The following is a 24,490-nucleotide window of genomic DNA, read 5'->3' as shown; positions in this document are numbered from 1 at the left end:
ATCCTCGGCGCACTGTGGGCGGCCGAAGCCTGGGGCGGCTACTGGAGCTGGGATCCGAAGGAAACCTGGGCGCTGATCGTGTGGCTCAACTACGCGGCCTGGCTGCACATGCGCCTGATGAAGGGTCTGCGCGGCGCGGTCGCCGCGTGGTGGGCGCTCACGGGCCTGCTCGTGACGACGTTCGCGTTCCTCGGCGTCAACATGTTCCTGTCGGGGCTGCACAGCTACGGCAAGCTGTAAGATTTCCGACGTTGGTCCGACGAAAGACCGCCGGCGCACTGCGTGCCCGGCGGTTTTCTTTTGTAACGGGCGGGCCGTCCGGGCGTCGAACGGCGCAGGGCAGGGCGGGTCGAACGCTCATGACGCGTGCGCGCCGCGCATGCAGGAGGAGCAGCACGATGTGGATCAAACGTTCTTTGCAAACCGTACTGACGGGCGGTGATATCGCGCAGAGCCAGATTACGCCGCGCGCGGTGTTCGAAAACCGGCGGCGCGTATTGCAGGCCGCCGGCCTGGCGGCGGCGGGCGGCCTGCTCGGCGGCAGCGGCGCGGCGTTCGCGGCCTATGCGTCGCCGGACGCGCGGGCCGCGAAGCTCGCGGCGAAAACCAACGCGAGATTCGTCGCGGCCGACAAGGTGACGCCGTTCAAGGACATCACGTCCTACAACAACTTCTACGAATTCGGCACCGACAAGAGCGACCCGGCGCAGAACGCGGGCACGCTGCGGCCGCGCCCGTGGCGCGTGAGCGTCGAAGGCGAGGTGCTGCACCCGAAGGTGTTCGATCTCGACGAACTGCTGAAGCTCGCACCGCTCGAGGAGCGCGTGTACCGGCTGCGTTGCGTCGAAGGATGGTCGATGGTGATTCCGTGGATCGGCGTGCCGTTGTCCGAGCTGATCAAGCGCGTGCAGCCGACCGGCAACGCGAAATACGTGCAGTTCATCACGCTGGCCGATCCGTCGCAGATGCCGGGGTTGTCGACGCCGGTGCTCGACTGGCCGTACTCGGAAGGGCTGCGGATGGACGAGGCGATGAACCCGCTGACGCTGCTGACGATGGGCGTGTACGGCCAGGTGCTGCCGAACCAGAACGGCGCGCCGGTGCGGATCGTCGTGCCGTGGAAGTACGGCTTCAAGAGCGCGAAGTCGCTGGTGAAGATCCGCTTCGTCGACAAGCAGCCGAAGACGAGCTGGAACACCTATGCATCGAACGAATACGGTTTCTATTCGAACGTGAACCCGAACGTCGATCACCCGCGGTGGAGCCAGGCAACCGAGCGCCGGATCGGCGAGGACGGCTTCTTCACGCCGAAGCGCAAGACGCTGATGTTCAACGGCTACGGCGATCTCGTCGCGTCGATGTATCAGGGCATGGATCTGAAAAAGAACTTTTGAGCGCGCCCGTGAGAAACGATATCCGTTCTTCGACGCTGACGCCCGCGCGCGCGTCGGGCATGCGCACCGCTGCCGCCGGTGGTTCCGGCGGCGGTGCGGTGCGTACCGCCTCGCCGCGCTGGCTTGCCCCTGCCAAGGTGCTCGTTTTCGCGGCCGGCCTCTATCCGCTCGCACGGCTGGTGCTGTTCGGGCTGACCGATCGGCTCGGCGCGAATCCGATCGAGTTCATCACGCGTTCGACGGGTCTCTGGACGCTGGTGATGCTGTGCATCACGCTCGCCGTCACGCCGGTTCGGCGCATGACGGGTGTTCCCGCGTTGCTGCGCTTTCGGCGGATGATCGGCCTGTTCGCGTTCTTTTACGCGACGCTGCATTTCACGACGTATCTGTGGTTCGACAAGTGGTTCGACGTGCTCGCGATCCTGAAGGACGTCGGCAAGCGTCCGTTCATCACGGTCGGCTTCGCCGCGTTCGTGCTGCTGATTCCGCTGGCCGCGACGTCGCCGCGCGCGATGGTGCGCCGGCTCGGCCGTCACTGGGCGACGCTGCATCGCGCGATCTATGCGATTGCGTTGTTCGGCGTGCTGCATTTCTGGTGGATGAGGGCCGGCAAGCACAATCTCGCGCAGCCGAAGCTTTACGCGACGATCGTCGCGGTGCTGCTCGGCTGGCGGCTGCTTGAATGGGCGTGGCGGCGCATCCGTGCATGACGATGCGAACTAGGGAAAACAAAAGGCGATGACGGGAAGTCATCGCCTTTGTTGCGAGTCAAGCCGCGCGGGCGGCGGCGTGCGGTTACTGCGCGACCGCCGGGCCCGATGCGGGCATCGCGGCCCTCGACGCATCGCTTGACAGCTCGGGCGACAGCGTGAGCGGTGTGCCGGAAGAATCGGGAATGCTCTCGGACGACGCGTTTTCATCGGTCGGCGTGACGTCCGACGGCGGCGTGTCCTGCTGGATGGGCTTCGCCGGCAACGGCGGCACGGTGGGCAGATAGAGCGGGCCGCGTTGACCGCAGCCGGCAAGTATCGCCAAAGCCGCTACAATCGCGCTCATCCGGAAAACGACTCGCATGATCGTCCCTGAACAATTTAACCGATAGAGTTTAGCATGTCCGATACTGAATACCTGGCCCGTGCCGAGGCCGTGCTGGCGGCCGTCGAGCGCACCGTGGATGCCGCGAACGACGGCGATCACGACATCGATCTGGAGCGCAACGGCAGCGTGCTGACGCTGACGTTCGAGAACGGCTCGAAGATCATCATCAATCTCCAGCCGCCGATGAAAGAGCTGTGGATCGCCGCGAAGGCGGGCGGATTCCATTACCGTTTCGTGGACGGCGAGTGGCGCGATACGCGCACCGGCACCGAGTTCTTCGCGGCGCTCACCGACTACGCGACGCAGCAGGCCGGCCTGCCGATCACGTTCGGCGCGTAACGTCCGGCGCTCGCGCGCCCGGCGCCCGTTGCGCCGGATCGAAGCCCAATAAAAAAGCGCCCTGGCGGGCGCTTTTTTCATGCTCGGGGCCGCCAGTATCAGTGGCCGCGGAACAGGTTCATGATGTCCTGCTTCTCCTGCTCGTCGACGTGCGGCACGGGTTCGTCGGTGTTTTGCACCGCCGGCGCCTGCGGCACGCCGACCGTCGACACGAAGCCGTGCCCCGGCGTGAACTCGGTGAAGTACAGCTCGCTGCCGAGCGTCTGGACATCGTCCGGCATCGTCGGCTTGAATTCCGGCACGCCCTTCAGCGCCGCGCCCATGTAGTCGATCCACACCGGCAGCGACAGGCCGCCGCCGGTTTCGCGATCGCCGAGGCTGCGCGGGTTGTCGTAGCCGATCCACGCGATCGCCGCGAGCGTGTGCTGGTAACCGGCGAACCATGCGTCGTGCGAATCGTTCGTCGTACCGGTCTTGCCGGCGAGGTCGGTGCGCTTCAGCACGTTGGTGCGCGCGCCGGTGCCGCGCTGCGCGACGCTTTGCAGCAGGCTGTTCATCACATACGCATTGCGCGCGTCGATTGCGCGCGGCGCATTCTGCTCGGCGATGAGCGGCTGCGCACGGGCGACGATCGCGCCGTTCGGATCGGTCACTTCGGCGATCAGATACGGATTCACGCGGAAGCCGCCGTTCGCGAACACCGAGTACGCGCCGGCCATCTGCAACGGCGTGACCTGGCCCGCACCGAGCGCCATCGGCAGGTAGGCCGGATGGCGCTCGGCGTCGAAGCCGAAGCGCGTGATGTACTGCTGCGCGTACTTCGTGCCGATGTGGTTCAGGATGCGGATCGACACGAGATTGCGCGAGCGCTGCAGCGCGGTGCGCATCGACATCGGGCCTTCGAAGCCGCCGCCGTAGTTCTTCGGCTCCCACGGCTGGCCGCCGGTTTCTGCGGCGCTGAAATACAGCGGGCCGTCGTTGATCACCGTGGCCGGCCCGAGGCCCTTGTCGAGCGACGCCGAGTAGATGAACGGCTTGAACGACGAACCCGGTTGCCGCCACGCCTGCGTGACGTGGTTGAACTTGTTCTTGTTGTAGTCGAAACCGCCGACGAGCGAGCGGATCGCGCCGTCCTGCGGGACGATCGAGATGAACGCGCCTTCGACCTGCGGCAACTGCGTGATCGCCCACTTGCCTGCGTCGTTCTTCACGACACGGACGATCGCGCCCGGACGGATGCGCCGGTTCGGCTGAGCGTTGGCCGACAGCGCGCCCGACGCGAAGCGCAGGTTGTCGCCTTCGATCGTCGCGCTGCTGCCGTCGATGAACGCGACGGTGATCTGGCGCGGCGATGCGGCGGTGACGACCGCCGCGACCAGTTCGCCGTTGTCGGGATGCTCGAGCAGCGCATCGTCGATCGCCTGCTCGCGGTCGTCGGCGCCGGCCGGCAGCTCGATGAAGCCTTCCGGCCCGCGATAGCCGTGGCGGCGCTCGTAATCCATGATGCCCTTGCGCAGCGCCGTGTACGCGACCTGCTGGTCGGCGGAGTCGATCGTCGTGATGACGTTGAAGCCGCGCGTGTAGGTTTCCTCGCGGTACTGCGCGTACATCATCTGCCGGACCATTTCCGCCACGTACTCGGCGTGCACGCTGAACTCGCGGCCCGCGCCCTTGACGACCAGCGGTTGAGCGACGGCTTCGTCGTACTGCTCGCGCGTGATGAAGTTCAGCTCGAGCATCCGCTGCAGGATGTACTCCTGACGCACTTTGGCGCGCTTTGGATTGACGACCGGGTTGTACGCGGACGGCGCCTTCGGCAGCCCGGCGAGCATTGCCGCCTCCGCGAGCGTGATGTCCTTCAGGTCCTTGCCGAAATAGACCCGCGCGGCGCTTGCGAAACCGTACGCGCGCTGGCCGAGATAAATCTGATTCATGTAGACCTCGAGAATCTGATCCTTCGTCAGTGCGCGCTCGATGCGGTACGCGAGCAGCATCTCGTAGATCTTGCGCGTGTAGGTCTTTTCGCTCGACAGGAAGAAGTTGCGTGCGACCTGCATCGTGATCGTGCTCGCGCCCTGCGACGCGTGGCCGTTCGTCAGCGCGACGAAGCCGGCGCGCGCGATGCCGGTGAGGTCGACGCCGCCGTGATCGTAGAAGCGCGCGTCCTCGATCGCGAGGATCGCCTTCTTGAGCGAGTCGGGCACGTCCTTGAAATGGACGATGTCGCGGCGTTCCTCGCCGAATTCGCCGATCAGCACGTGATCCGACGTGTAAATCCGCAGCGGTACCTTCGGACGATAGTCCGTCAGCGCGTCGAGCGACGGCATGTTCGGCCACGCGACGACGAGCGCGTAGCCGAGCACGAGGCCGCCGGCCACGACGAGGGCCACGCACATCGCGGCCAGGCCGATCAGGACTTTCAGCCACCAGGACCGTTTCTTCGGCTCGGGCGCGGGAGGCGGGGACGTAGGAGACGTGGATTGCATAGGCATACCGGAAAACAGTCCCGCGATTATAGCTGCCCGGTAAGGCGGCCCTGACGCGGGGGGCGTCCGCCGGAGCGCGGCGGATCGCGGTGCCGCCAGTATGACGTCCGCGGGCCCGTTTCGAGTCGCGACTGGCTGTTCGGCCGACTGTCGGGCGCACACGCCGCTTTGCAGAATCAAGCCTCGGAAACGCGGCGTGGGCCGCGACTATCGCGGGAGGCTGGGATGGAAGGACGATGGGCGGCGCGGTTCGCGCCAGGCAGGCACCGCTCGACGGGCATCGACGTCGGGGCGGACGAGGTGAGGGTAGCCGTGCTGAGCCGGCGCGGCCGGATCGCCGATGTGCGGGTCGAAGGACTCGAGCGGGAGCCGGTCGCGCTGGCGGGCGGGCCGGAGGACGCGCGCTGGGCTGCGGTCGCACGCGCGTTGGCGGCGGCCGTGTCGCGGCTGGCGGCGGCGGGTGTGCGCTGCGACGCGCGCGGCGTGATGGCGCTGCGCGATGACGAGATGCGAACCGCGACGCTCGATCTGGCCGGTCGCGACGACATCGCGGACGCCGCCCGTCAGGCGGCCGAACGGATCTCCGGGCTGCCGCCGGACAACCTCGCGTTCGACTGGCGGCAGGAAGACGATGCAAGCCCGGGCGAGATTGCAGTCGCCGCGGCGCCGCAGGCATTGCTCGAGCGCCGGATCGACGTGGCCGCGCAGGCCGGCATCGATCTGACGGCCGTCGACGGCGAGTCGGCTGCCGCACTGCGCGCGTTGCGCTACGCCGCGCAGTTCGAGCCCGACGCGCACGGCCCGTATGCCGCGTTCTGGTTCAGCGACACGGGCGTGCGCGGCTGGCGGATCGACGGCGCGATCGCGGCGCCGGTGCTGGCGCTGTCCGGCGACGTGCGGCCGGCGTTGCCTGACGCGTTGCGCCAGTGCGTATTCGAGCCGGTGCGCTGCGTGCTCGTGGCCGGCGACGAGCGCTCTATCGCCCGCTGCGGCACGTCGGCCGCCGATATCGGCGATGCGCTCGGGGTGGCAGTCGTGCCGTTCGATTGCACCGGATGGGATGGGCTGCCGGGTGTACCCGTCGGCGTACCGGGTGGTTCGGCGTTTGCCCTCGCGATCGGGCTCGCGCTGCGCGGGGTGTGGGAATGACGGCCGGTATGAGTTTCGGGCGCGTGCCCGCTGGCCATGTCACGCTCGGCGGCTTCAATTTGCTGCCGTACCGCGAGCGGCTGGCGCAGGCGCTGCGCCGGCGCCGTGCCACGCAATGTGCGGTGGCGATCGTGCTCGGCGCACTTGGGGCGTGCGTGTGGACAGGGGCGGCGACAGCGTGGCGATGGCGGGTGGATGCCGAGCGCACGCAAGTGGACGCGCGGCTGCGGCAATTGCAGCCGCAGGTCGATGCCGCACGGCGCGCCGCCGGCGCGGCCGCCGATCACGCGCAACGCGATGCGCGGGCGGTCGCCCTTGCCGGGCCTTACTTGCGCGTTGCCGGGCTGCTCGCGACGCTGGCACAGGTTCGCGACGACTCCGTCCGGCTCGACGCATTGCGAACGACATCGTCGGGCGCCGAGCTCGACGCGCGTGCGGCGAACTACCGTGCGGCCGTGCGGTGGCTCGCACGGATCGCCGCCGAACAGCGCGACTGGCGATTCGACATCGGTGCGCTGACACCGGCTTCAGCCGCGCCGGGCGCGGGTACGGCCGTGCCGTTTCGCTTTTCCGTGCAGATGCGCTGGCACGACGCCCCGCCGCGACAGAAGGCACCGGGAGGCGGCGCATGACCGCGATCATGCATCGGTCGATGCCTGACGGTGCCAAGTGGCTCGGCCGCGTGACGCGAATGTCGCCGGCCGCGATGCACGCCGTCGGCTGCGTGGTGGCATTCGCGTTCGTGATGGCGGGCGGCATTCAGCTGACGAATGCCGTCGATGCGAGCGGACTCGCACGCAGCCGCGCATTGCTGGCAACGGCGCAGATACGGGCCGCCGACGCACACCGGCTGCTCGCGACCGCCGTACCCCGGCGCGATATTGATCCGGCTGCCGGGCGCGACGCCAGCTCGCCGCGTGTGCCGGGGTGGCCCGCGCTGATGCTGGAACTGGCTGATGTGGTCCGGGCAAGCGGACTGCAGGTCGTATCGATCGAGCCGCGGGGCACCGACGAGGCCGCGCCGGATGGCCGGCGCACGGTGCGGATCGTCGCCGATGGCGGTTTCCCGGCGCTGCTGCGCTCGATGGGCGAGTTCGCGAGTTTTCCGGCGCTGGTGGTGCCGTCGCGGCTGCATATCGAGAGGAAATCGCCCGCGTCGCGGGTCGACATGACGATCGACGTGTTTCCGGCGCTGCCGGCGGCGCGCATTCCGGTTGGTGCGGAGGCGGTGCTTGCCGGTGCGCCGAGCGGCGATCCGTTCGGCGGGCCCGCTTCGCATGCGATGGCCGACGACATGACGCCGCGCCTGGCCGGCACCATTCGCGACGCCCGCGCCGGGCTCGCACTGTTCGATGCTGGCGACGGCGCATTCGCGGCCGTCGCGCCGGGCGAGGTGTTCGGGGTGTCGCGTGTGGTGAGCGTCGATGCCGGTGCCGTGACGGTGGCGACGGCCAGTGGCGCACGCCGATTCGTCGTGGACGACGGAGGCCGCTCATGACGAAGCACGGATGGTGGGCGATCGCATTCTGGGCCGGATCGAGCATGGCGACCGTGGACGCGGCGCTACCGCCTCTGCCGCCGGCCGGCTGGCCGACCGGATCGATACGGGCATACTCCGAGGACACGCCGCTGCCGCAGGACAGGCCGGACGGCATGAACGGCGCGGACGGCGACGCGCCGGCGCACGGTGCTTCACTGCCGTTTGACGAGGCGGCCCGCGCGGCGCTTCAGGCAAACGCTGCGGCACCGTCACCGCGGCTGGAAGGGCCGCCGATTCCATTACCTCCGCCGACGCGCATGAGCGATGCCGCGGCCCGGCATCCCGGCGATGCGGACGACGCGCGCCGCATCTCGCTGAATTTGCAAGGCGTCGCGCTCGCGGCGGCATTCGACGCGCTCGCGCGATTCACCGGGCTGAACATCATCGTCGGCGAGCAAGTGCGCGGTACCGTGACATTACGTCTGAACAATGTCGGATGGCGCGATGCATTCGATACGTTGCTCGACACACACGGACTGGCGATGTCCCGGCGCGGCAACGTGATCTGGGTCACTCCCGCGGCCGAACTCGCGGCGCGGGAGCGCGAGCGCTTCGAGACGCACGCACGCGCGGCCGAGCTCGAACCGCTCGAGAGCCGAACCTTCGCGCTGCATTACCCGCGCGCGCAGGACGTGCAGCGGCTGCTGGCGGGGGCGACGGGCCAGCGCCTGCTGTCGAAGCGCGGCGCTGCGGCAGCCGATCCGCGCATGAACTTGTTGTTCGTCACCGATCTGGCGCCGCGCATCGAACAGATCGCGAGCCTGATCGACGCGATCGACCGGCCGTCGCGGCAGGTCCGGATCGAGGCGCGCATCGTCGAGGGCGAACAGGGATTCTCGCGCAACCTCGGCGCGCGCGTCGCGCTGCGGGCCGAAGGGCGCGCGCCCGTGGCCGACGGGGCGGCGTCCGCGACGGACACGCGCAACGCGCTCGATCTGGCCGCGCGGCCGCTTGGCGGCTTCGAGGCGGCGACGGCCGGCTTCACGTTGTTCGCCGCGCCGCTCAGCCGCGTGCTCGACGTCGAGTTGAGCGCGCTTGAGGCGCAAGGGCGGGGCCAGATCGTTTCCAGCCCGCGCGTGGTGACGGCCGACCGCGTGAAGGCGATCGTCGAACAGGGCTCAGAGCTGCCGTACCAGGCGAAAGTCGGCAATGGTGTGAGCGGTGTGCAGTTCCGCCGCGCGACGCTGAAGCTCGAGGTCGAGCCGCAGATCACGCCGGACGGGCGCGTCGTGCTCGATTTGGACGTGACGAAGGACAGCGTCGGCGAGCCGACGGCGGCCGGCCCGGCGATTCATACCAAGCACGTGCAGACGCGTGTCGAGGTCGAGGATGGCGGAACGGTCGCGATCGGCGGAATCTACGAGCAGTTGAACCGGGACGATGTGACGCGGGTGCCGCTCTTGGGCAAAATACCGGTTCTGGGCGCGCTTTTTCGGCATCGCGCGCGCCGCGACCAGCGCAACGAGCTGGTCGTCTTCATCACGCCGACGGTCGTCGGCGCGCGTTGCGAAACGGCCGGCGCGGGCGGCGCGGATGCGGGAAAAACGGGGCCTGAAGCCGGTGGCGCAGGCTCGACAAGGCAGCCGCTTTGCCAGTAAGCTGCGCCACACACCAGCAAGATTCAAGCAGAGGAAGCCGTTGCAAGCGCGGGACCCACATGCAAACGTATTTTTCGTCGGCCTCATGGGAGCGGGTAAGACTACCGTGGGCCGTGCGGTCGCGCGCCGGCTCGACAGGACGTTCTTCGACTCCGACCACGAAATCGAGGCCCGCACGGGTGCGCGCATTCCGGTGATCTTCGAGATGGAGGGCGAGGCCGGGTTTCGCGATCGCGAATCGCAGGTGATCGCGGATCTGACGCAGCGCGAGAACATCGTGCTCGCGACGGGCGGCGGCGCGGTGTTGCGCCCCGAAAATCGCGATTGCCTGAAAGGGCACGGCATCGTCGTCTATCTGCGCGCCAATCCGCATGATCTGTGGCTGCGCACGCGCAAGGACAAGAACCGCCCGCTGTTGCAGACCGACGATCCGAAGGCGCGACTCGAAGCGCTCTACGAAGTACGCGACCCGCTGTACCGCGAATGCGCGGACTTCATCATCGAGACCGGCCGTCCGTCGGTCAACGGCCTCGTCAACATGGTGCTGATGCAACTCGAACTGGCAGGCGTCGTCGCCAAGCCGCTACAAGCATGATTACCGTCAACGTCGATCTGGGCGACCGCGCCTACCCGATTCACATTGGTGCCGGCCTGATCGGCCGCACCGAGCTGTTCGCTCCTCACATCACCGGTTCGTCGGTCACGATCGTCACGAACACGACGGTCGATCCGCTCTACGGCGACATGCTGCGCGCGGCGCTCGCGTCGCTCGGCAAGCGCGTGTCGACGGTCGTGTTGCCGGACGGTGAGGCCTACAAGAACTGGGAAACGCTGAACCTGATCTTCGACGGGCTGCTCACCGAGCGCGCCGACCGCAAGACGACCCTCGTCGCACTCGGCGGCGGCGTGATCGGCGACATGACCGGCTTTGCCGCCGCATGCTACATGCGCGGCGTGCCGTTCATCCAGGTGCCGACGACGTTGCTGTCGCAGGTCGATTCGTCGGTCGGCGGCAAGACGGGCATCAATCACCCGCTTGGCAAGAACATGATCGGCGCGTTCTACCAGCCGCAGGCCGTGATCGCCGATATCGGCGCGCTGACCACGCTGCCCGATCGCGAACTGGCGGCCGGCGTGGCCGAGGTCATCAAGACGGGCGCGATCGCCGATGCGGCATTCTTCGACTGGATCGAGGCGAACGTCGATGCGCTGAACCGCCGCGAGCCGGCCGCGCTCGCCCATGCCGTGAAGCGATCGTGCGAGATCAAGGCAAGCGTGGTCGCGGCTGACGAACGCGAAGGCGGATTGCGGGCGATCCTGAATTTCGGCCATACGTTCGGCCACGCGATCGAGGCCGGGCTCGGCTACGGCGAGTGGCTGCACGGCGAAGCGGTCGGCTGCGGGATGGTGATGGCGGCCGATCTGTCGGTGCGGCTCGGTCTGCTCGACGAAGCGTCGCGGCAGCGGCTCGACGCAGTGATCGCCGCCGCGCACCTGCCGGTGCGCGGGCCGGCGCTCGGCGATGCGCGCTACATGGATCTGATGCGCGTCGACAAGAAAGCCGAAGCCGGCGCGATCAAGTTCATCCTGCTGAAGCGATTCGGCGATACGCTGATCACCCAGGCGCCGGACGAAGCCGTGTTCGCCACACTGGCGCAGACGACCCGCTAACGGCGCCCCGGATGCCCCGGCGCCACTGACATGGAGCAGACGTGAGCGAGACATCCAGCAGCAAACCGACCGAAGCCGGCCGCGCATCCGTCGCGGCGGTGGCCGAGCCGCCGACGCTGGCGGCGCTGGAAGCCCATCTCGCTCCGTATGCCGCCCACGCGTCGCAGTCGCGCGGCCGCCGCCATCGGGAAGCGCCGCCGGCGGCGCGTACCGAATTCCAGCGCGACCGCGACCGTATCGTTCATTCGACCGCATTCCGCCGCCTCGAATACAAGACGCAGGTCTTCGTCAATCACGAAGGCGACCTGTTCCGCACCCGCCTCACGCACAGCCTCGAGGTCGCGCAGATTGCCCGCTCGGTCGCGCGCAACCTGCGTCTGAACGAGGATCTCGTCGAAGCAATCTCGCTCGCGCACGATCTCGGTCACACGCCGTTCGGCCATGCCGGGCAGGACGCGCTGAATGCCTGCATGCGCGAGCATGGCGGCTTCGAGCACAACCTGCAGAGCCTCGCCGTGGTCGACGAGCTCGAGGAGCATTACGGCGCGTTCAACGGCCTGAACCTGTGCTTCGAGACGCGCGAAGGCATCCTCAAGCATTGTTCGCGCGAGAACGCGCGCAAGCTCGGCGCGCTCGGCGAGCGCTTCCTGCAAGGGCGCCAGCCGTCGCTGGAGGCGCAGCTCGCGAACATCGCGGACGAAATCGCGTACAACAACCACGACGTCGACGATGGCCTGCGCTCCGGCCTGATCACGATCGAGCAGCTCGCCGAAGTCGAGCTGTGGCAGCGCCACTACGACGCCGCGCTCGCCGAATTCCCGCATCTGGAAGGCCGCCGTCTCGTGCACGAGACGGTGCGCCGCATCATCAACACGCTGATCGTCGACCTGATCGACGAGACCACGCGCAATCTCGCGCGCGTCGCGCCCGCATCGCTCGACGACGTGCGCGCCGCGCCGCAGCTCGTCGCGCACAGTGAAGCGATCGCCGCGCAGGCGGCCGCCCTCAAGCGGTTCCTGTTCAAGAATCTCTACCGTCACTACAAGGTGATGCGCATGGCGAACAAGGCGCAGCGCGTCGTCACCGGGCTGTTCGACGCGTTCATCGACGATCCGCGGCTGCTGCCGCCGCCGTACCAGTCGGACGACGACGCGCAGCAGCCGCGCCTCGTCGCGCACTACATCGCCGGCATGACCGACCGCTTCGCGCTGAAGGAGTATCAGCGCCTGTTCGTCGTCAACGACAACTGACTGTCACAAACGATCACTAGACTTCGCCGGTTCAGTGGCGACGGGAATGTTGCACACGCTGTTGGTAACGTTTTCACAGGAGAGAGGTCGATGAAGAAGAAGCCCGCGGGGACCATGATTCGCTCGATCGCGCTGGGCGGCGCGTTGATGTTCGGTGTGCAGCATGCGGCGTTCGCCGTGACGGAAATCCAGTTCTGGCATGCGATGGAGTCGGCGCTCGGCGAGCGCGTGAACGAACTCGCCACGCAGTTCAACGCGTCGCAGAGCGACTACAAGATCGTGCCGGTCTTCAAGGGCACCTACGACCAGGCGCTCGCGGCGGGCATCGCCGCCTATCGCAGCGGCAACGCGCCGGCGATCCTCCAGGTCTACGAAGTCGGCACCGCGACGATGATGCAGGCGAAGAAGGCCGTCGTGCCGGTGTACGACGTGTTCAAGCAGGCCGGCGTGCCGCTCGACGAGAAGGCGTTCGTGCCGACCATCGCGAGCTACTACAGCGACGCGAAGACGGGCCATCTCGTGTCGATGCCGTTCAACAGCTCGACGCCGGTGCTGTACTACAACAAGGACGCGTTCAAGAAGGCCGGGCTCGATCCGAACCAGCCGCCGAAGACGTGGGCCGACGTGCAGGCCGACGCGGAGAAACTGCGCAAGTCCGGGATGACGTGCGGCTTCACGACCGGCTGGCAAGGCTGGATCCAGCTCGAGAACTACAGCGCGTGGCATGCGCTGCCGTTCGCGAGCCGCAACAACGGCTTCGACGGCACCGACGCCGTGCTCGAATTCAACAAGCCGCAGCAGATCGCGCACATCGCGTTCCTGCAGCAGATGCAGAAGGACGGCACGTTCACGTATGCGGGCCGCAAGGACGAGGCGTCCGCGAAGTTCTACAGCGGCGACTGCGGGATCCTGACGACCTCGTCGGGCGCGCTTGCGAACGTGCAGAAGTTTGCGAAGTTCAGCTACGGCACCGGCATGATGCCGTACGACGCGAACGTGAAGGGTGCGCCGCAGAACGCGATCATCGGCGGCGCGAGCCTGTGGGTGCTGGCCGGCAAGGATCCGGCGACCTACAAGGGCGTCGCGAAATTCCTCGCATTCCTGTCCTCGGCGCCGATCGCCGCGAAGTGGCACCAGGAAACGGGCTACCTGCCGGTCACGACGGCCGCGTACGACCTCACGCGCCAGCAGGGTTTCTATGCGAAGAATCCGAGTGCGGAAACCGCGATCAAGCAGATGATGAACAAGCCGCCGCTGCCTTACACGAAGGGGCTGCGTCTCGGCAACATGCCGCAGATCCGCACGATCGTCGACGAGGAACTGGAGCAGGTCTGGGCGCAGAAGAAGTCGCCGAAGGACGCGCTCGATTCGGCGGCGTCGCGCGGCGACGAACTGCTGCGCCGCTTCGAGAAATCGGGCAGCTGATCGCGCATCGCGTTCGTGTCGCCGGCCGCCGCGTCGCATCTGCGAGCGGGCGGCCGGCGGCGCGGTTCCTTTCCCGTTTCGCCTGACCGGATGCCCGCGATGCAATCCCGTTCCCGTTTCGGCACGAGCCTGCTGCCGTACCTGCTGATCGCGCCGCAGCTCGCCATCACCGCCGTATTCTTCCTGTGGCCGGCCGGCGTCGCGCTGTGGCAGTCGACGCAGATGCAGGATGCATTCGGCACGTCGAGTGAATTCGTCGGCTTCGCGAACTTCACGCACCTGTTCGCCGATCCGCTGTACCTCGATTCGTTCCGCACGACGCTGGTCTTCAGCTCGCTCGTGACGGTCAGCGGGCTCGTCGTGTCGCTGCTGCTCGCCGCATGCGCCGACCGCGTGATCCGCGGCGCGCGCGTGTACCGCACGCTGCTGATCTGGCCGTACGCCGTCGCGCCGACGATCGCGGCCGTGTTGTGGGCGTTCCTGTTCAATCCCAGCATCGGCCTCGTCACCTATGCGCTCGCGAAGGGCGGCATCGTGTGGAATCACGCGCTGAACGGCGGCCAGGCAATGTTCCTCGTCGTGCTTGCGTCGGTGTGGAAGCAGGTGAGCTACAACTTCCTGTTCTTCTACGCGGGCCTGCAGGCGATTCCCCGGTCGCTGATCGAGGCGGCGGCGATCGACGGGGCAGGGCCGGTGCGGCGCTTCTTCAACATCGTGCTGCCGCTGCTGTCGCCGACCAGCTTCTTCCTGCTGGTCGTGAACCTCGTCTATGCGTTCTTCGACACGTTCCCGGTGATCGACGCGGCCACTGCCGGCGGCCCCGCGCAGAGCACGAAAACGCTGATCTACAAGATCTTCACGGAAGGTTTCCAGGGCCTCGACATCGGCAGTTCGGGCGCGCAGTCGGTCGTGCTGATGATCATCGTCGTCGGCCTGACGGTGATCCAGTTCCGCTTCGTCGAACGCAGGGTGCAATACGCATGATCGAAAATCGCAAGGGCTTCGACCTGTTCTGCCACGCGGTGCTGATCGCGGGCGTCGTGCTGATCGTGTTCCCCGTGTACGTCGCGTTCTGCGCGGCGACCATGAACGCGCAGGAAGTGTTCACGATCCCGTTGTCGCTGGTGCCGAGCACACACCTGCTGGAGAACATCGCTTACATCTGGGGGCACGGCAGCGGCGGCACGACGGCACCGTTCGGCCGGCTGCTCGTCAACAGTTTCGTGATGGCGCTCGCGATCGCGGTCGGCAAGATCGCGGTGTCGATCCTGTCGGCGTACGCGATCGTCTATTTCCGCTTCCCGTTCCGCAACACGGCGTTCTGGCTGATCTTCGTCACGCTGATGCTGCCGGTCGAGGTGCGGATCTTCCCGACCGTGCAGGTCGTGTCGACACTGCATCTGACGAACAGCTACGCGGGACTCTCGCTGCCGCTGATCGCATCGGCGACCGCGACGTTCCTGTTCCGCCAGTTTTTCATGACGCTGCCCGACGAGCTGATGGACGCCGCGCGCATCGACGGCGCGGGGCCGCTGCGCTTTTTCCGGGATGTGGTGCTGCCGCTGTCGAAGACGAGCATCGCGGCGCTGTTCGTGATCACGTTCATCTACGGCTGGAACCAGTATCTGTGGCCGATCCTGATCACGACGGAGGCGTCGCTGTCGACGGCGGTGGTGGGCATCAAGACGATGATCGCGAGCGGCGACGCCGCGACCGAGTGGCAATACGTAATGGCGGCGACGCTGCTGGCGATGATTCCGCCGCTCGTCGTCGTGCTGGCGATGCAGCGCTGGTTCGTGCGCGGCCTCGTCGATTCCGAGAAATGAACCACGGACGGCAACCGGGAGAAGGACCAAGTATGGCTGCGCTGAGCTTGAAGGGCGTCAGGAAATCCTACGACGGCAAGCAGCATGTGCTGCACGGCATCGACGTGGAGATCGCCGACGGCGAATTCATCGTGCTGGTCGGCCCGTCGGGCTGCGGCAAGTCGACGCTGTTGCGGATGATTGCGGGACTCGAGACCGTGACGGACGGTGAGATCGCGATCGGCGAGCGCGTGGTCAATGCGCTTGAGCCGAAGGATCGCGACATCGCGATGGTGTTCCAGAACTACGCGCTGTATCCGCACATGACGGTCGCGCAGAACATGGGCTACGGGCTGAAGATCCGCGGCATCGAGCGCGCGACGATCGACGCACGCGTGGCCGCGGCCGCGAAGATCCTCGAGCTCGAGCCGCTGCTCGCGCGGCGGCCGCGTGAGTTGTCGGGCGGCCAGCGGCAGCGTGTCGCGATGGGGCGTGCGATCGTGCGCGAGCCGTCGGTGTTCCTGTTCGACGAGCCGCTGTCGAACCTCGACGCGAAGTTGCGCGTGCAGATGCGCCTGGAGATCCAGCGGCTGCACGCGCGGCTCGCAACCACCAGCGTGTACGTGACGCACGACCAGATCGAGGCGATGACGCTCGCCCAGCGCGTGATCGTGATGAACCGCGGCTATGCGGAGCAGATCGGTGCGCCGGTCGACGTGTACGAGAAGCCGGCGACGGTATTCGTCGCGGGCTTCATCGGCTCGCCGGCGATGAACCTGCTGCACGGCCGGCTGTCCGAGGACGGCGCGACGTTCACGGTCGCGGGCGGCGGCCCGGCGCTGCCGGTTGCCGGCGCGCCCGGCATCGGCAGCGCGATCGCCACGGGGCGCGACTGGGTGCTCGGCGTGCGGCCGGAGCACATGACGCCGCAGCCGGGTGTCGCGCAGGCGACGCTGCCGGTCGACTCGTGCGAGCTGCTCGGCGCGGACAACCTCGCGCACGGCCGCTGGGGCAACCACGACGTCGCGGTGCGCCTGCCGCACGCGGATCGCCCCGCGCGCGGCACGGCGCTGGCCGCCGCGCTGCCCGCGCATCGGCTGCATTTCTTCGATCCCGAGACCGGCAAGCGCGCCGGCTGATCCTGACAAACCCGCTGAGAGGCTGACGATGAGTTCCCGTACCGACTGGCCCTATCCGCGCGTCGTCGCCCATCGCGGCGGCGGCACGCTCGCGCCGGAGAACACGCTCGCCGCGTTCGACGAAGGCGCGCGGCGCGGTCACCGGATGGTCGAATTCGACGCGAAGCTGTCCGCCGACGACGTGAGCTTCCTGCTGCACGACGACACGGTCGAGCGCACGTCGAACGGCAGCGGGCCGGCGGCGGGCATGCGCTATGCGGCACTCGCCGCGCTCGATGCCGGCGCGTGGTTCGACGCGCGTTTCGCGGGCGAGCGGATGCCGACGCTCGAGGCGGCGGCGGCGCGCTGCATCGCGCACGGGCTGGCGGCGAACGTCGAGATCAAGCCGTGCCCGGGCCGCGAGCGCGACACGGGGCAGCGGGTGGCGGCCGATGCGGCAGCGTACTGGCACGACGCGGCCGTGCCGCCGCTGCTGTCGTCGTTTTCGTTCGACGCACTGCAACAGGCGCGCGCCAGCGCTCCGGCGCTGCCGCGCGGAATGCTGTACGAGGCGGTGCCGGACGACTGGCATGCGCAGGCCGTCAGCGCGCTCGGCTGCGTGTCGTTGCATGCAAACCACAAGGCACTCGACGAACCGCTCGTGCGCGCGATCAAGGCGGCCGGGCTGCGCATCCTGGTCTACACGGTCAACGACCTCGCCCGGGCGCGCGAACTCGTGCGCTGGGGCGTCGATGCGGTGTGCACGGACCGCATCGACCTGATTGGCCCCGATGCACTGGACGACATCGCTTAACGCTGCCCCCGCGCGACGGCGGGGGCGGGAAGACCCTGAGACAAAAAAACGACGCCCCGGCGGGTTTCCGCCGGGGCGTTTTGCATCGCGGAGACGTTACGTCACGAAAAATCCGCTACAAATTGCAGCAGGATTAACCATTCCCCAAATATTCGACTACGCTTAGAAGCGATAGCCGACGTTCAGGTACGTCACGATCGGGTTCAGCGAGATGTGCGCCTTCGACGTTTCCGTCAGCGTGCCGACCGGCGTGCGGCGGGCCGTCGTGAAGGTCGCGGTCACGCTGACCGGGATGTAGGAAATCGACAGGCCGCCGAACCAGTGCTTGGTGAAGTTGTACGTGAAGCCGGCGTTGAAGACGGGCGCCCACTGGTTGCTCGTCTGCGCGCTGGTCGGGCCGCCGAGCACGCCGTTCTCGAAGGCGCTGTTCGTGATCTTCGCACCCGTGAACCAGACGTACGTGGCGCCGATGCCGACATACGGGCGGAATTTCGCGTTGGCATCGTTGAAGTGGTAGCGCAGCAGCAGGGCCGGGCTCCACTGGTACGCACGGCCGAGCACGCCGAAGCTGGAGAACTGACCCTTGCCGGTAATGTCGAACTTCGGCGGTATCCCCATAACGAGCTCGGTGGAGATATGGTCGGTGACGAAGTAGCCCGCTGCGAGCCCAAGCGTATCGGCGTCATTGATACCGGCGCCGGTGTTGGGAATCGATTGATTGATGGGCGTGCCGCCTACGCCGTAGACGAACAGCGGGTCGCTGCTGTCCTGCGGCGAAAGGTGGAACCAGCCGGTGCTGACGTAGAAATCACCTGCGGATTGTGCGTGTGCCGGACCGCCCGCAAACGTGAATGCGAGCGCTGCGGCCCCCGTAATGGCCAGTTTTCGTTTCATTGTGTCTCCTCCGATCTAAGGCGTGCTCATTATGACGACTGCGTTTAAAACCAAACAAGCTCGTAAGTTAGAGTTTTCACCCTAGGATTCGCACGACCGTACGCTTCCGCGCCCCGCCAGGACAGGCATTCTACGCAGGTGCGCAATTTCGGACCTTCGGGTATTTCCTAACGCGTTCAAACGGACATTCAGCATGGCACGGTTAGCACGACTCTACGTTCCCGACCAGCCGCAGCACGTGATACTGCGCGGCCTGGATCAGCAACCCGCGTTCGTCGACGACCAGGACTACGAACTCTTCATCGATTGCCTGAAGGCCGCCGCACGCGATCATCACCTGTCGGTGCATGCCTACGTGCTGCTGCCGCGCCAGGTGCAACTTCTCGTGACGCCGAGCGACGAGGCGAGCCTGCCGAAGGCGATGCAGGCAGTCGGCCGTCGGTACGTCGCGCATTTCAACCGGCGTTACTCGCGGCGCGGCACCTTGTGGGAAGGCCGCTATCGCGCGACGGTGATCGAAGGCGAGCGCTATTTCCTGCTCGCGAGCCGCGTGGTCGAGATGAGCCCGGTGCGCTCTCAGCTCGTCGCGACGCCCGACGCGTATCGCTGGTCGAGCTACCGGCACCACGTCGGGCTCACCGTCGACAGCCTGATCACCGACCATCCGCTCTACTGGGCGCTCGGCAATACGCCGTTCGATCGTCAGCGCGCGTACAAGGAGCTCTGCGAGCAGCCGCTCGACGAGCGGCAGGCCGACCAGCTCCAGCAGGCGACGCTGAAGGGCTGGGTGCTCGGCGGCGAGAATTATCGCGAATGGGCGGCGCGCACCGCGAACCGCCGCGTGTCGCCGCTGCCGCGCGGACGCCCCAGAAAGGTGCGTGAAAACACGCCGCCCGCGCAGCAGTAACGCGGGACAGGCGGATGGAGAGGCGGCGCTGCGGGCGCCGCTTCTTTTTGCACCAAAACGATACGTCCCCAATAAAACAGCACCACATCAGCGCATGCGTTTAATTGGGGTTCGATCAAGCGGTTTTTGTTGCTATTCCTTTGATTCGTCGCGTATATTCCGAATTCCGGTGGCCCGGGTGAAGCTTGCCCAACCACTGTCGGCCGTGCCGTCTCCCGTCGGGAGCGGGATCGACGGCAACAAGAAAATGGTTCAACGGCCCTCGCGGCCCCTTTACGACGGTGTCCCCATGAACGACCACCAGCAGCCGCTCGCCGCGGTGCCCGCCGCACAAGGTCTGTACGACCCGCAAAACGAACACGACGCCTGCGGCGTCGGCTTCGTCGCTCACATCAAGGGCAAGAAGAGCCACGAGATCATTCAGCAGGGTCTGAAGATCCTCGAGAACCTCGATCACCGCGGCGCGGTCGGTGCCGATCCGCTGATGGGCGACGGCGCCGGCATCCTGATCCAGATTCCGGACGCGTTCTATCGCGAGGAAATGTCGAAGCAGGGCGTGACGCTGCCGCCGGCCGGCGAATACGGGGTCGGCATGATCTTCCTGCCGAAGGAGAACGCGTCGCGTCTCGCGTGCGAGCAGGAGCTCGAGCGCACGGTGCGGGCGGAGGGGCAGGTCGTGCTCGGCTGGCGCGACGTGCCGGTCGACCATGCGATGCCGATCTCGCCGACGGTCAAGGCGAGCGAGCCGCTGATCCGCCAGATCTTCATCGGCCGCGGCAAGGACATCATGGTGACCGATGCGCTCGAGCGGAAGCTGTACGTGATCCGCAAGACCGCGAGCCACCGCATCCAGGCGCTCAAGCTCAAGCACGGCAAGGAATACTTCGTGCCGTCGATGTCGGCGCGCACGGTCGTCTACAAGGGGCTGCTGCTGGCGGGCCAGGTCGGCGTGTACTACCGCGACCTGCAGGACGAGCGCGTCGTGTCGGCGCTCGCGCTCGTGCACCAGCGCTTCTCGACCAACACGTTCCCGGCATGGGAACTGGCTCACCCGTACCGGATGATCGCGCACAACGGCGAGATCAACACCGTGAAGGGCAACGTGAACTGGCTGAACGCGCGCACCGGCGCGATCGCGTCGCACGTGCTGGGCGACGACCTGCCGAAGCTGTGGCCGCTGATCTATCCGGGCCAGTCCGACACCGCGTCGTTCGACAACTGTCTCGAACTGCTGGTGATGGCCGGCTATCCGCTCGTGCACGCGGTGATGATGATGATCCCGGAAGCGTGGGAACAGCACACGCTGATGGACGAGAACCGCCGCGCGTTCTACGAATACCACGCCGCGATGATGGAGCCGTGGGACGGCCCCGCCGCGATTGCGTTCACCGACGGCCGCCAGATCGGCGCGACGCTCGACCGCAACGGCCTGCGCCCGGCGCGTTACATCGTGACCGACGACGACCTCGTGATCATGGCGTCGGAAGCCGGCACGCTGCCGATCCCCGAGTCGAAGATCGTCAAGAAGTGGCGTCTGCAGCCGGGCAAGATGTTCCTGATCGACATGGAACACGGCCGCATCATCGACGACAAGGAGCTCAAGGACAACCTCGCGAACGCGAAGCCGTACAAGAGCTGGATCGACGCCGTGCGCATCAAGCTCGACGAGATCGAGCCGAAGGCCGAGGACGTCGCGGCCGGCCGCACGCAGGGCGCCGCGCTGCTCGACCGCCAGCAGGCGTTCGGCTACACGCAGGAAGACCTGAAGTTCCTGATGGCGCCGATGGCGCAGCAGGGCGAGGAAGCCGTCGGCTCGATGGGCAACGACTCGCCGCTCGCGGTGATGTCGAACAAGAACAAGACGCTCTATCACTACTTCAAGCAGCTGTTCGCGCAGGTCACGAACCCGCCGATCGACCCGATCCGCGAGAACATGGTCATGTCGCTCGTGTCGTTCATCGGCCCGAAGCCGAACCTGCTCGACACGAACAACATCAACCCGCCGATGCGTCTCGAAGTGTCGCAGCCGGTGCTCGACTTCAAGGACATCGCGAAGATCCGCGCGATCGACCAGTACACGGGCGGCAAGTTCAGCGCATACGAGCTGAACATCTGCTATCCGGTGGCCTGGGGCAAGGAAGGCATCGAGGCACGCCTCGCGTCGCTGTGCGCGGAAGCCGTCGACGCGGTGAAGTCCGGCTACAACATCCTGATCGTGTCGGACCGCAAGACCGACGCCGAGCACGTCGCGATTCCGGCGCTGCTCGCCACGTCGGCGATCCACACGCACCTCGTCCAGCAAGGGCTGCGCACGAGCACGGGCCTCGTCGTCGAGACGGGCTCGGCACGTGAGACGCACCACTTCGCGCTGCTCGCGGGCTATGGCGCGGAAGCCGTGCACCCGTACCTCGCGATGGAAACGCTCGCGAAGATGGCGGAAGGCCTGCCGGGCGACCTGTCGCCGGAGAAGGCCGTCTACAACTTCACGAAGGCGGTCGGCAAGGGCCTGCAGAAGGTGATGTCGAAGATGGGCATCTCGACGTACATGTCGTACACGGGCGCGCAGATCTTCGAAGCGCTCGGCCTGTCGAGCGACCTCGTCGAGAAGTACTTCAAGGGCACGGCGTCGAAGGTCGGCGGCATCGGCCTGTTCGAAGTCGCGGAAGAGGCGATCCGCCTGCACCGCGACGCGTTCGGCGACAACCCGATCCTGCGCGACATGCTCGACGCCGGCGGCGAGTACGCGTACCGCGTGCGCGGCGAAGATCACATGTGGACGCCGGATTCGATCGCGAAGCTCCAGCACGCGACGCGCAGCAACTCTTACCAGACGTACAAGGAATACGCGCACCTGATCAACGACCAGACCAAGCGTCACATGACGTTCCGCGGCCTGTTCGAGTTCAAGGTCGAGCCGACCAAGGCGATCCCGATCGACGACGTCGAGCCGGCCAAGGAGATCGTCAAGCGCTTTGCGACGGGCGCGATGTCGCTCGGTTCGATCAGCACCGAAGCACACGCGACGCTCGCGATCGCGATGAACCGGATCGGCGGCAAGTCGAACACCGGCGAAGGCGGCGAGGACGAGAAGCGCTACCGCAACGAACTGCGCGGCATTCCGATCAAGTCGGGCGAGACGCTGAAGTCGGTGATCGGCGACGAGATCGTCAGCGACATTGCGCTGAAGGACGGCGATTCGCTGCGCTCGAAGATCAAGCAGGTCGCGTCGGGCCGCTTCGGCGTCACCGCCGAGTACCTGGCATCGGCCGACCAGATCCAGATCAAGATGGCGCAGGGCGCGAAGCCCGGCGAAGGCGGCCAGCTGCCGGGCCACAAGGTGTCGGAATACATCGGCAAGCTGCGTTACTCGGTGCCGGGCGTCGGCCTGATCTCGCCGCCGCCGCACCACGACATCTACTCGATCGAGGATCTGGCGCAACTGATCCACGACCTGAAGAACGTGAACCCGAGCGCGAGCATCTCGGTGAAGCTGGTGTCGGAAGTAGGCGTCGGCACGGTCGCGGCCGGTGTCGCGAAGGCGAAGGCCGATCACGTCGTGATCGCCGGCCACGACGGCGGCACGGGCGCATCGCCGCTGTCGTCGGTGAAGCACGCGGGCACGCCGTGGGAGCTCGGCCTTGCCGAAACGCAGCAGACGCTGGTGCTGAACCGCCTGCGCGGCCGCATCCGCGTGCAGGCCGACGGCCAGATGAAGACGGGCCGCGACGTCGTGATCGGCGCGCTGCTCGGCGCGGACGAATTCGGCTTCGCGACGGCGCCGCTCGTCGTCGAAGGCTGCATCATGATGCGCAAGTGCCACCTGAACACGTGCCCGGTCGGCGTCGCGACGCAGGATCCGGTGCTGCGTGCGAAGTTCAAGGGCCAGCCCGAGCACGTCGTGAACTACTTCTTCTTCGTCGCCGAGGAAGTGCGCGAGATCATGGCGCAGCTCGGCATCGCGAAGTTCGACGACCTGATCGGCCGCGCCGACCTGCTCGATACGCGCAAGGGCATCGAGCACTGGAAGGCGAAGGGCCTCGACTTCTCGCGCGTGTTCTACCAGCCGGAAGAATGCGAGGACGTCGCACGGCGTCATGTCGACGTGCAGGATCACGGCCTCGAGCGCGCGCTCGACCACGTGCTGATCGAGAAGGCGAAGGCCGCGATCGAGAACGGCGAGCATGTGTCGTTCATCCAGCCGGTGCGCAACGTGAACCGCACGGTCGGCGCGATGCTGTCGGGCGTGATCGCGAAGAAGCACGGCCACGACGGCCTGGCCGACGACGCGGTGCACATCCAGCTGAAGGGCACGGCCGGCCAGAGCTTCGGCGCATTCCTCGCGAAGGGCGTGACGCTCGACCTCGTCGGCGACGGCAACGACTACGTCGGCAAGGGCCTGTCGGGCGGCCGGATCATCATCCGTCCGACCAACGACTTCCGCGGCAAGTCCGAGGAAAACATCATCTGCGGCAACACGGTGATGTATGGCGCGATCGAAGGCGAATCGTTCTTCCGCGGCGTCGCCGGCGAGCGCTTCTGCGTGCGCAACTCGGGCGCGACGGCCGTCGTCGAGGGCACGGGCGACCACGGTTGCGAATACATGACGGGCGGCACGGTCGTCGTGCTCGGCGAAACCGGGCGCAACTTCGCGGCCGGCATGTCGGGTGGCCTCGCGTACATCTACGATCCGGAAGGCACGTTCGCGGCGAAGTGCAACAAGTCGATGGTCGCGCTCGAGCCGGTGCTGCAGCAGGCCGAGCAGGAGCGCACGGTCGACCGCGCGCTCTGGCATGAGGGCACGACGGACGAAGCGTTGCTCAAGGGGCTCGTCGAGCGTCATTTCCAGTTCACGGGTTCGCCGCGCGCGAAGTCGCTGCTGGAAAACTGGGACGCGGCGCGGCGCCAGTTCGTGAAGGTGTTCCCGCACGAATACAAGCGCGCGCTGGGCGAGATCGGTGCGAAGAAGGCGGCGAAGGAAGTGCTGGCCGCCTGAGCGACGAAC

21 protein-coding genes are annotated in these 24,490 nt (G+C 66.9%); 18 read left to right on the top strand and 3 right to left on the bottom strand.

Going from position 1 to position 24,490, the window contains the following annotated elements; translation table 11 throughout:
- The 3 genes from ccsA to msrQ form a co-directional block, all read left to right on the top strand.
- Positions 1-240, top strand: a 240-nt coding sequence (ccsA, locus tag HW466_RS24655; RefSeq protein ID WP_176316104.1) for a cytochrome c biogenesis protein CcsA, incomplete at its 5' end; no start/stop codon positions are given.
- Positions 241-398: 158 nt separating this feature from the next.
- Positions 399-1,394, top strand: a complete 996-nt coding sequence (gene msrP / locus HW466_RS24650) for a protein-methionine-sulfoxide reductase catalytic subunit MsrP (protein ID WP_174905655.1) — start codon at positions 399-401, stop codon at positions 1,392-1,394.
- Between the two features lie 20 nt (positions 1,395-1,414).
- Positions 1,415-2,104, top strand: a complete 690-nt coding sequence (msrQ, locus tag HW466_RS24645; protein WP_151006201.1) for a protein-methionine-sulfoxide reductase heme-binding subunit MsrQ — start codon at positions 1,415-1,417, stop codon at positions 2,102-2,104.
- 85 nt (positions 2,105-2,189) lie between these two features.
- On the opposite strand, the gene lptM is transcribed toward msrQ, so the two are convergent.
- A complete protein-coding gene (gene lptM / locus HW466_RS24640) occupies positions 2,190-2,468 on the bottom strand; it encodes an LPS translocon maturation chaperone LptM (RefSeq protein WP_059449845.1) in 279 nt (92 codons plus the stop codon).
- 36 nt (positions 2,469-2,504) lie between these two features.
- Between lptM and cyaY the strand changes: the two genes are divergently transcribed.
- Entirely contained in the window at positions 2,505-2,831 is a 327-nt protein-coding gene (gene cyaY / locus HW466_RS24635) for an iron donor protein CyaY (RefSeq protein WP_059449844.1), read from the top strand.
- Positions 2,832-2,929: 98 nt separating this feature from the next.
- Here the strand turns inward: cyaY and HW466_RS24630 are convergent, their stop codons facing one another.
- On the bottom strand, positions 2,930-5,317 hold the full coding sequence (locus HW466_RS24630) for a penicillin-binding protein 1A (RefSeq protein ID WP_147955900.1): 2,388 nt from the start codon (positions 5,315-5,317) through the stop codon (positions 2,930-2,932).
- A 225-nt stretch (positions 5,318-5,542) separates the two neighbouring features.
- Here HW466_RS24630 and HW466_RS24625 point away from each other — a divergent pair, with 225 nt between their 5' ends.
- The 12 genes from HW466_RS24625 to ugpQ all read left to right on the top strand — a co-directional run bounded on the left by HW466_RS24625 (position 5,543) and on the right by ugpQ (position 17,687).
- Complete coding sequence (locus HW466_RS24625) at positions 5,543-6,466, top strand: type IV pilus biogenesis protein PilM (protein ID WP_174905654.1); 924 nt, start codon at positions 5,543-5,545, stop codon at positions 6,464-6,466.
- Positions 6,463-7,098, top strand: coding sequence for a fimbrial protein (locus tag HW466_RS24620; protein ID WP_420908227.1), 636 nt, complete (start codon positions 6,463-6,465; stop codon positions 7,096-7,098). Before HW466_RS24625 ends, HW466_RS24620 begins: the two co-directional genes overlap by 4 nt.
- Positions 7,095-7,964 (top strand): pilus assembly protein, encoded by an 870-nt coding sequence (locus tag HW466_RS24615; RefSeq protein ID WP_151005165.1) that lies wholly within the window; start codon positions 7,095-7,097, stop codon positions 7,962-7,964. Before HW466_RS24620 ends, HW466_RS24615 begins: the two co-directional genes overlap by 4 nt.
- Entirely contained in the window at positions 7,961-9,604 is a 1,644-nt protein-coding gene (locus HW466_RS24610) for a type IV pilus secretin PilQ (RefSeq protein ID WP_151005167.1), read from the top strand. The genes HW466_RS24615 and HW466_RS24610 overlap by 4 nt, the downstream gene beginning before the upstream one ends.
- Before the next feature lie 40 nt (positions 9,605-9,644).
- Positions 9,645-10,199, top strand: coding sequence for a shikimate kinase AroK (gene aroK / locus HW466_RS24605; RefSeq protein ID WP_059449838.1), 555 nt, complete (start codon positions 9,645-9,647; stop codon positions 10,197-10,199).
- On the top strand, positions 10,196-11,275 hold the full coding sequence (aroB, locus tag HW466_RS24600; protein ID WP_059504619.1) for a 3-dehydroquinate synthase: 1,080 nt from the start codon (positions 10,196-10,198) through the stop codon (positions 11,273-11,275). Before aroK ends, aroB begins: the two co-directional genes overlap by 4 nt.
- 41 nt (positions 11,276-11,316) lie before the next feature.
- Positions 11,317-12,525, top strand: a complete 1,209-nt coding sequence (locus HW466_RS24595) for a deoxyguanosinetriphosphate triphosphohydrolase (protein ID WP_059449836.1) — start codon at positions 11,317-11,319, stop codon at positions 12,523-12,525.
- 90 nt (positions 12,526-12,615) lie between these two features.
- Complete coding sequence (ugpB, locus tag HW466_RS24590; protein ID WP_059504622.1) at positions 12,616-13,950, top strand: sn-glycerol-3-phosphate ABC transporter substrate-binding protein UgpB; 1,335 nt, start codon at positions 12,616-12,618, stop codon at positions 13,948-13,950.
- A gap of 99 nt (positions 13,951-14,049) precedes the next feature.
- Positions 14,050-14,934: a sn-glycerol-3-phosphate ABC transporter permease UgpA gene (ugpA, locus tag HW466_RS24585; RefSeq protein ID WP_059449834.1), complete on the top strand. Its 885-nt coding sequence runs from the start codon at positions 14,050-14,052 to the stop codon at positions 14,932-14,934.
- Positions 14,931-15,776 (top strand): sn-glycerol-3-phosphate ABC transporter permease UgpE, encoded by an 846-nt coding sequence (ugpE, locus tag HW466_RS24580; RefSeq protein WP_059449833.1) that lies wholly within the window; start codon positions 14,931-14,933, stop codon positions 15,774-15,776. The genes ugpA and ugpE overlap by 4 nt, the downstream gene beginning before the upstream one ends.
- 32 nt (positions 15,777-15,808) lie before the next feature.
- Entirely contained in the window at positions 15,809-16,894 is a 1,086-nt protein-coding gene (locus HW466_RS24575; protein WP_059504625.1) for a sn-glycerol-3-phosphate import ATP-binding protein UgpC, read from the top strand.
- 28 nt (positions 16,895-16,922) lie between these two features.
- Positions 16,923-17,687, top strand: a complete 765-nt coding sequence (gene ugpQ, locus HW466_RS24570) for a glycerophosphodiester phosphodiesterase (protein ID WP_059543772.1) — start codon at positions 16,923-16,925, stop codon at positions 17,685-17,687.
- 162 nt (positions 17,688-17,849) lie between these two features.
- Here the strand turns inward: ugpQ and HW466_RS24565 are convergent, their stop codons facing one another.
- On the bottom strand, positions 17,850-18,581 hold the full coding sequence (locus HW466_RS24565; protein ID WP_059449830.1) for an OmpW/AlkL family protein: 732 nt from the start codon (positions 18,579-18,581) through the stop codon (positions 17,850-17,852).
- 193 nt (positions 18,582-18,774) lie between these two features.
- Between HW466_RS24565 and HW466_RS24560 the strand changes: the two genes are divergently transcribed.
- Together HW466_RS24560 and HW466_RS24555 are read left to right on the top strand one after the other, a co-directional pair.
- On the top strand, positions 18,775-19,488 hold the full coding sequence (locus HW466_RS24560) for a transposase (protein ID WP_059449829.1): 714 nt from the start codon (positions 18,775-18,777) through the stop codon (positions 19,486-19,488).
- Positions 19,489-19,777: 289 nt separating this feature from the next.
- On the top strand, positions 19,778-24,481 hold the full coding sequence (locus HW466_RS24555) for a glutamate synthase-related protein (RefSeq protein ID WP_059846673.1): 4,704 nt from the start codon (positions 19,778-19,780) through the stop codon (positions 24,479-24,481).
- The last annotated feature ends 9 nt before the right edge of the window (positions 24,482-24,490 follow it).

This window comes from Burkholderia territorii, from assembly GCF_902833055.1.
GTDB lineage: Bacteria > Pseudomonadota > Gammaproteobacteria > Burkholderiales > Burkholderiaceae > Burkholderia > Burkholderia territorii.
The sequence above is the reverse complement of the archived record's forward strand: the minus strand, read 5'-3'. Positions and strand labels throughout refer to the sequence as shown.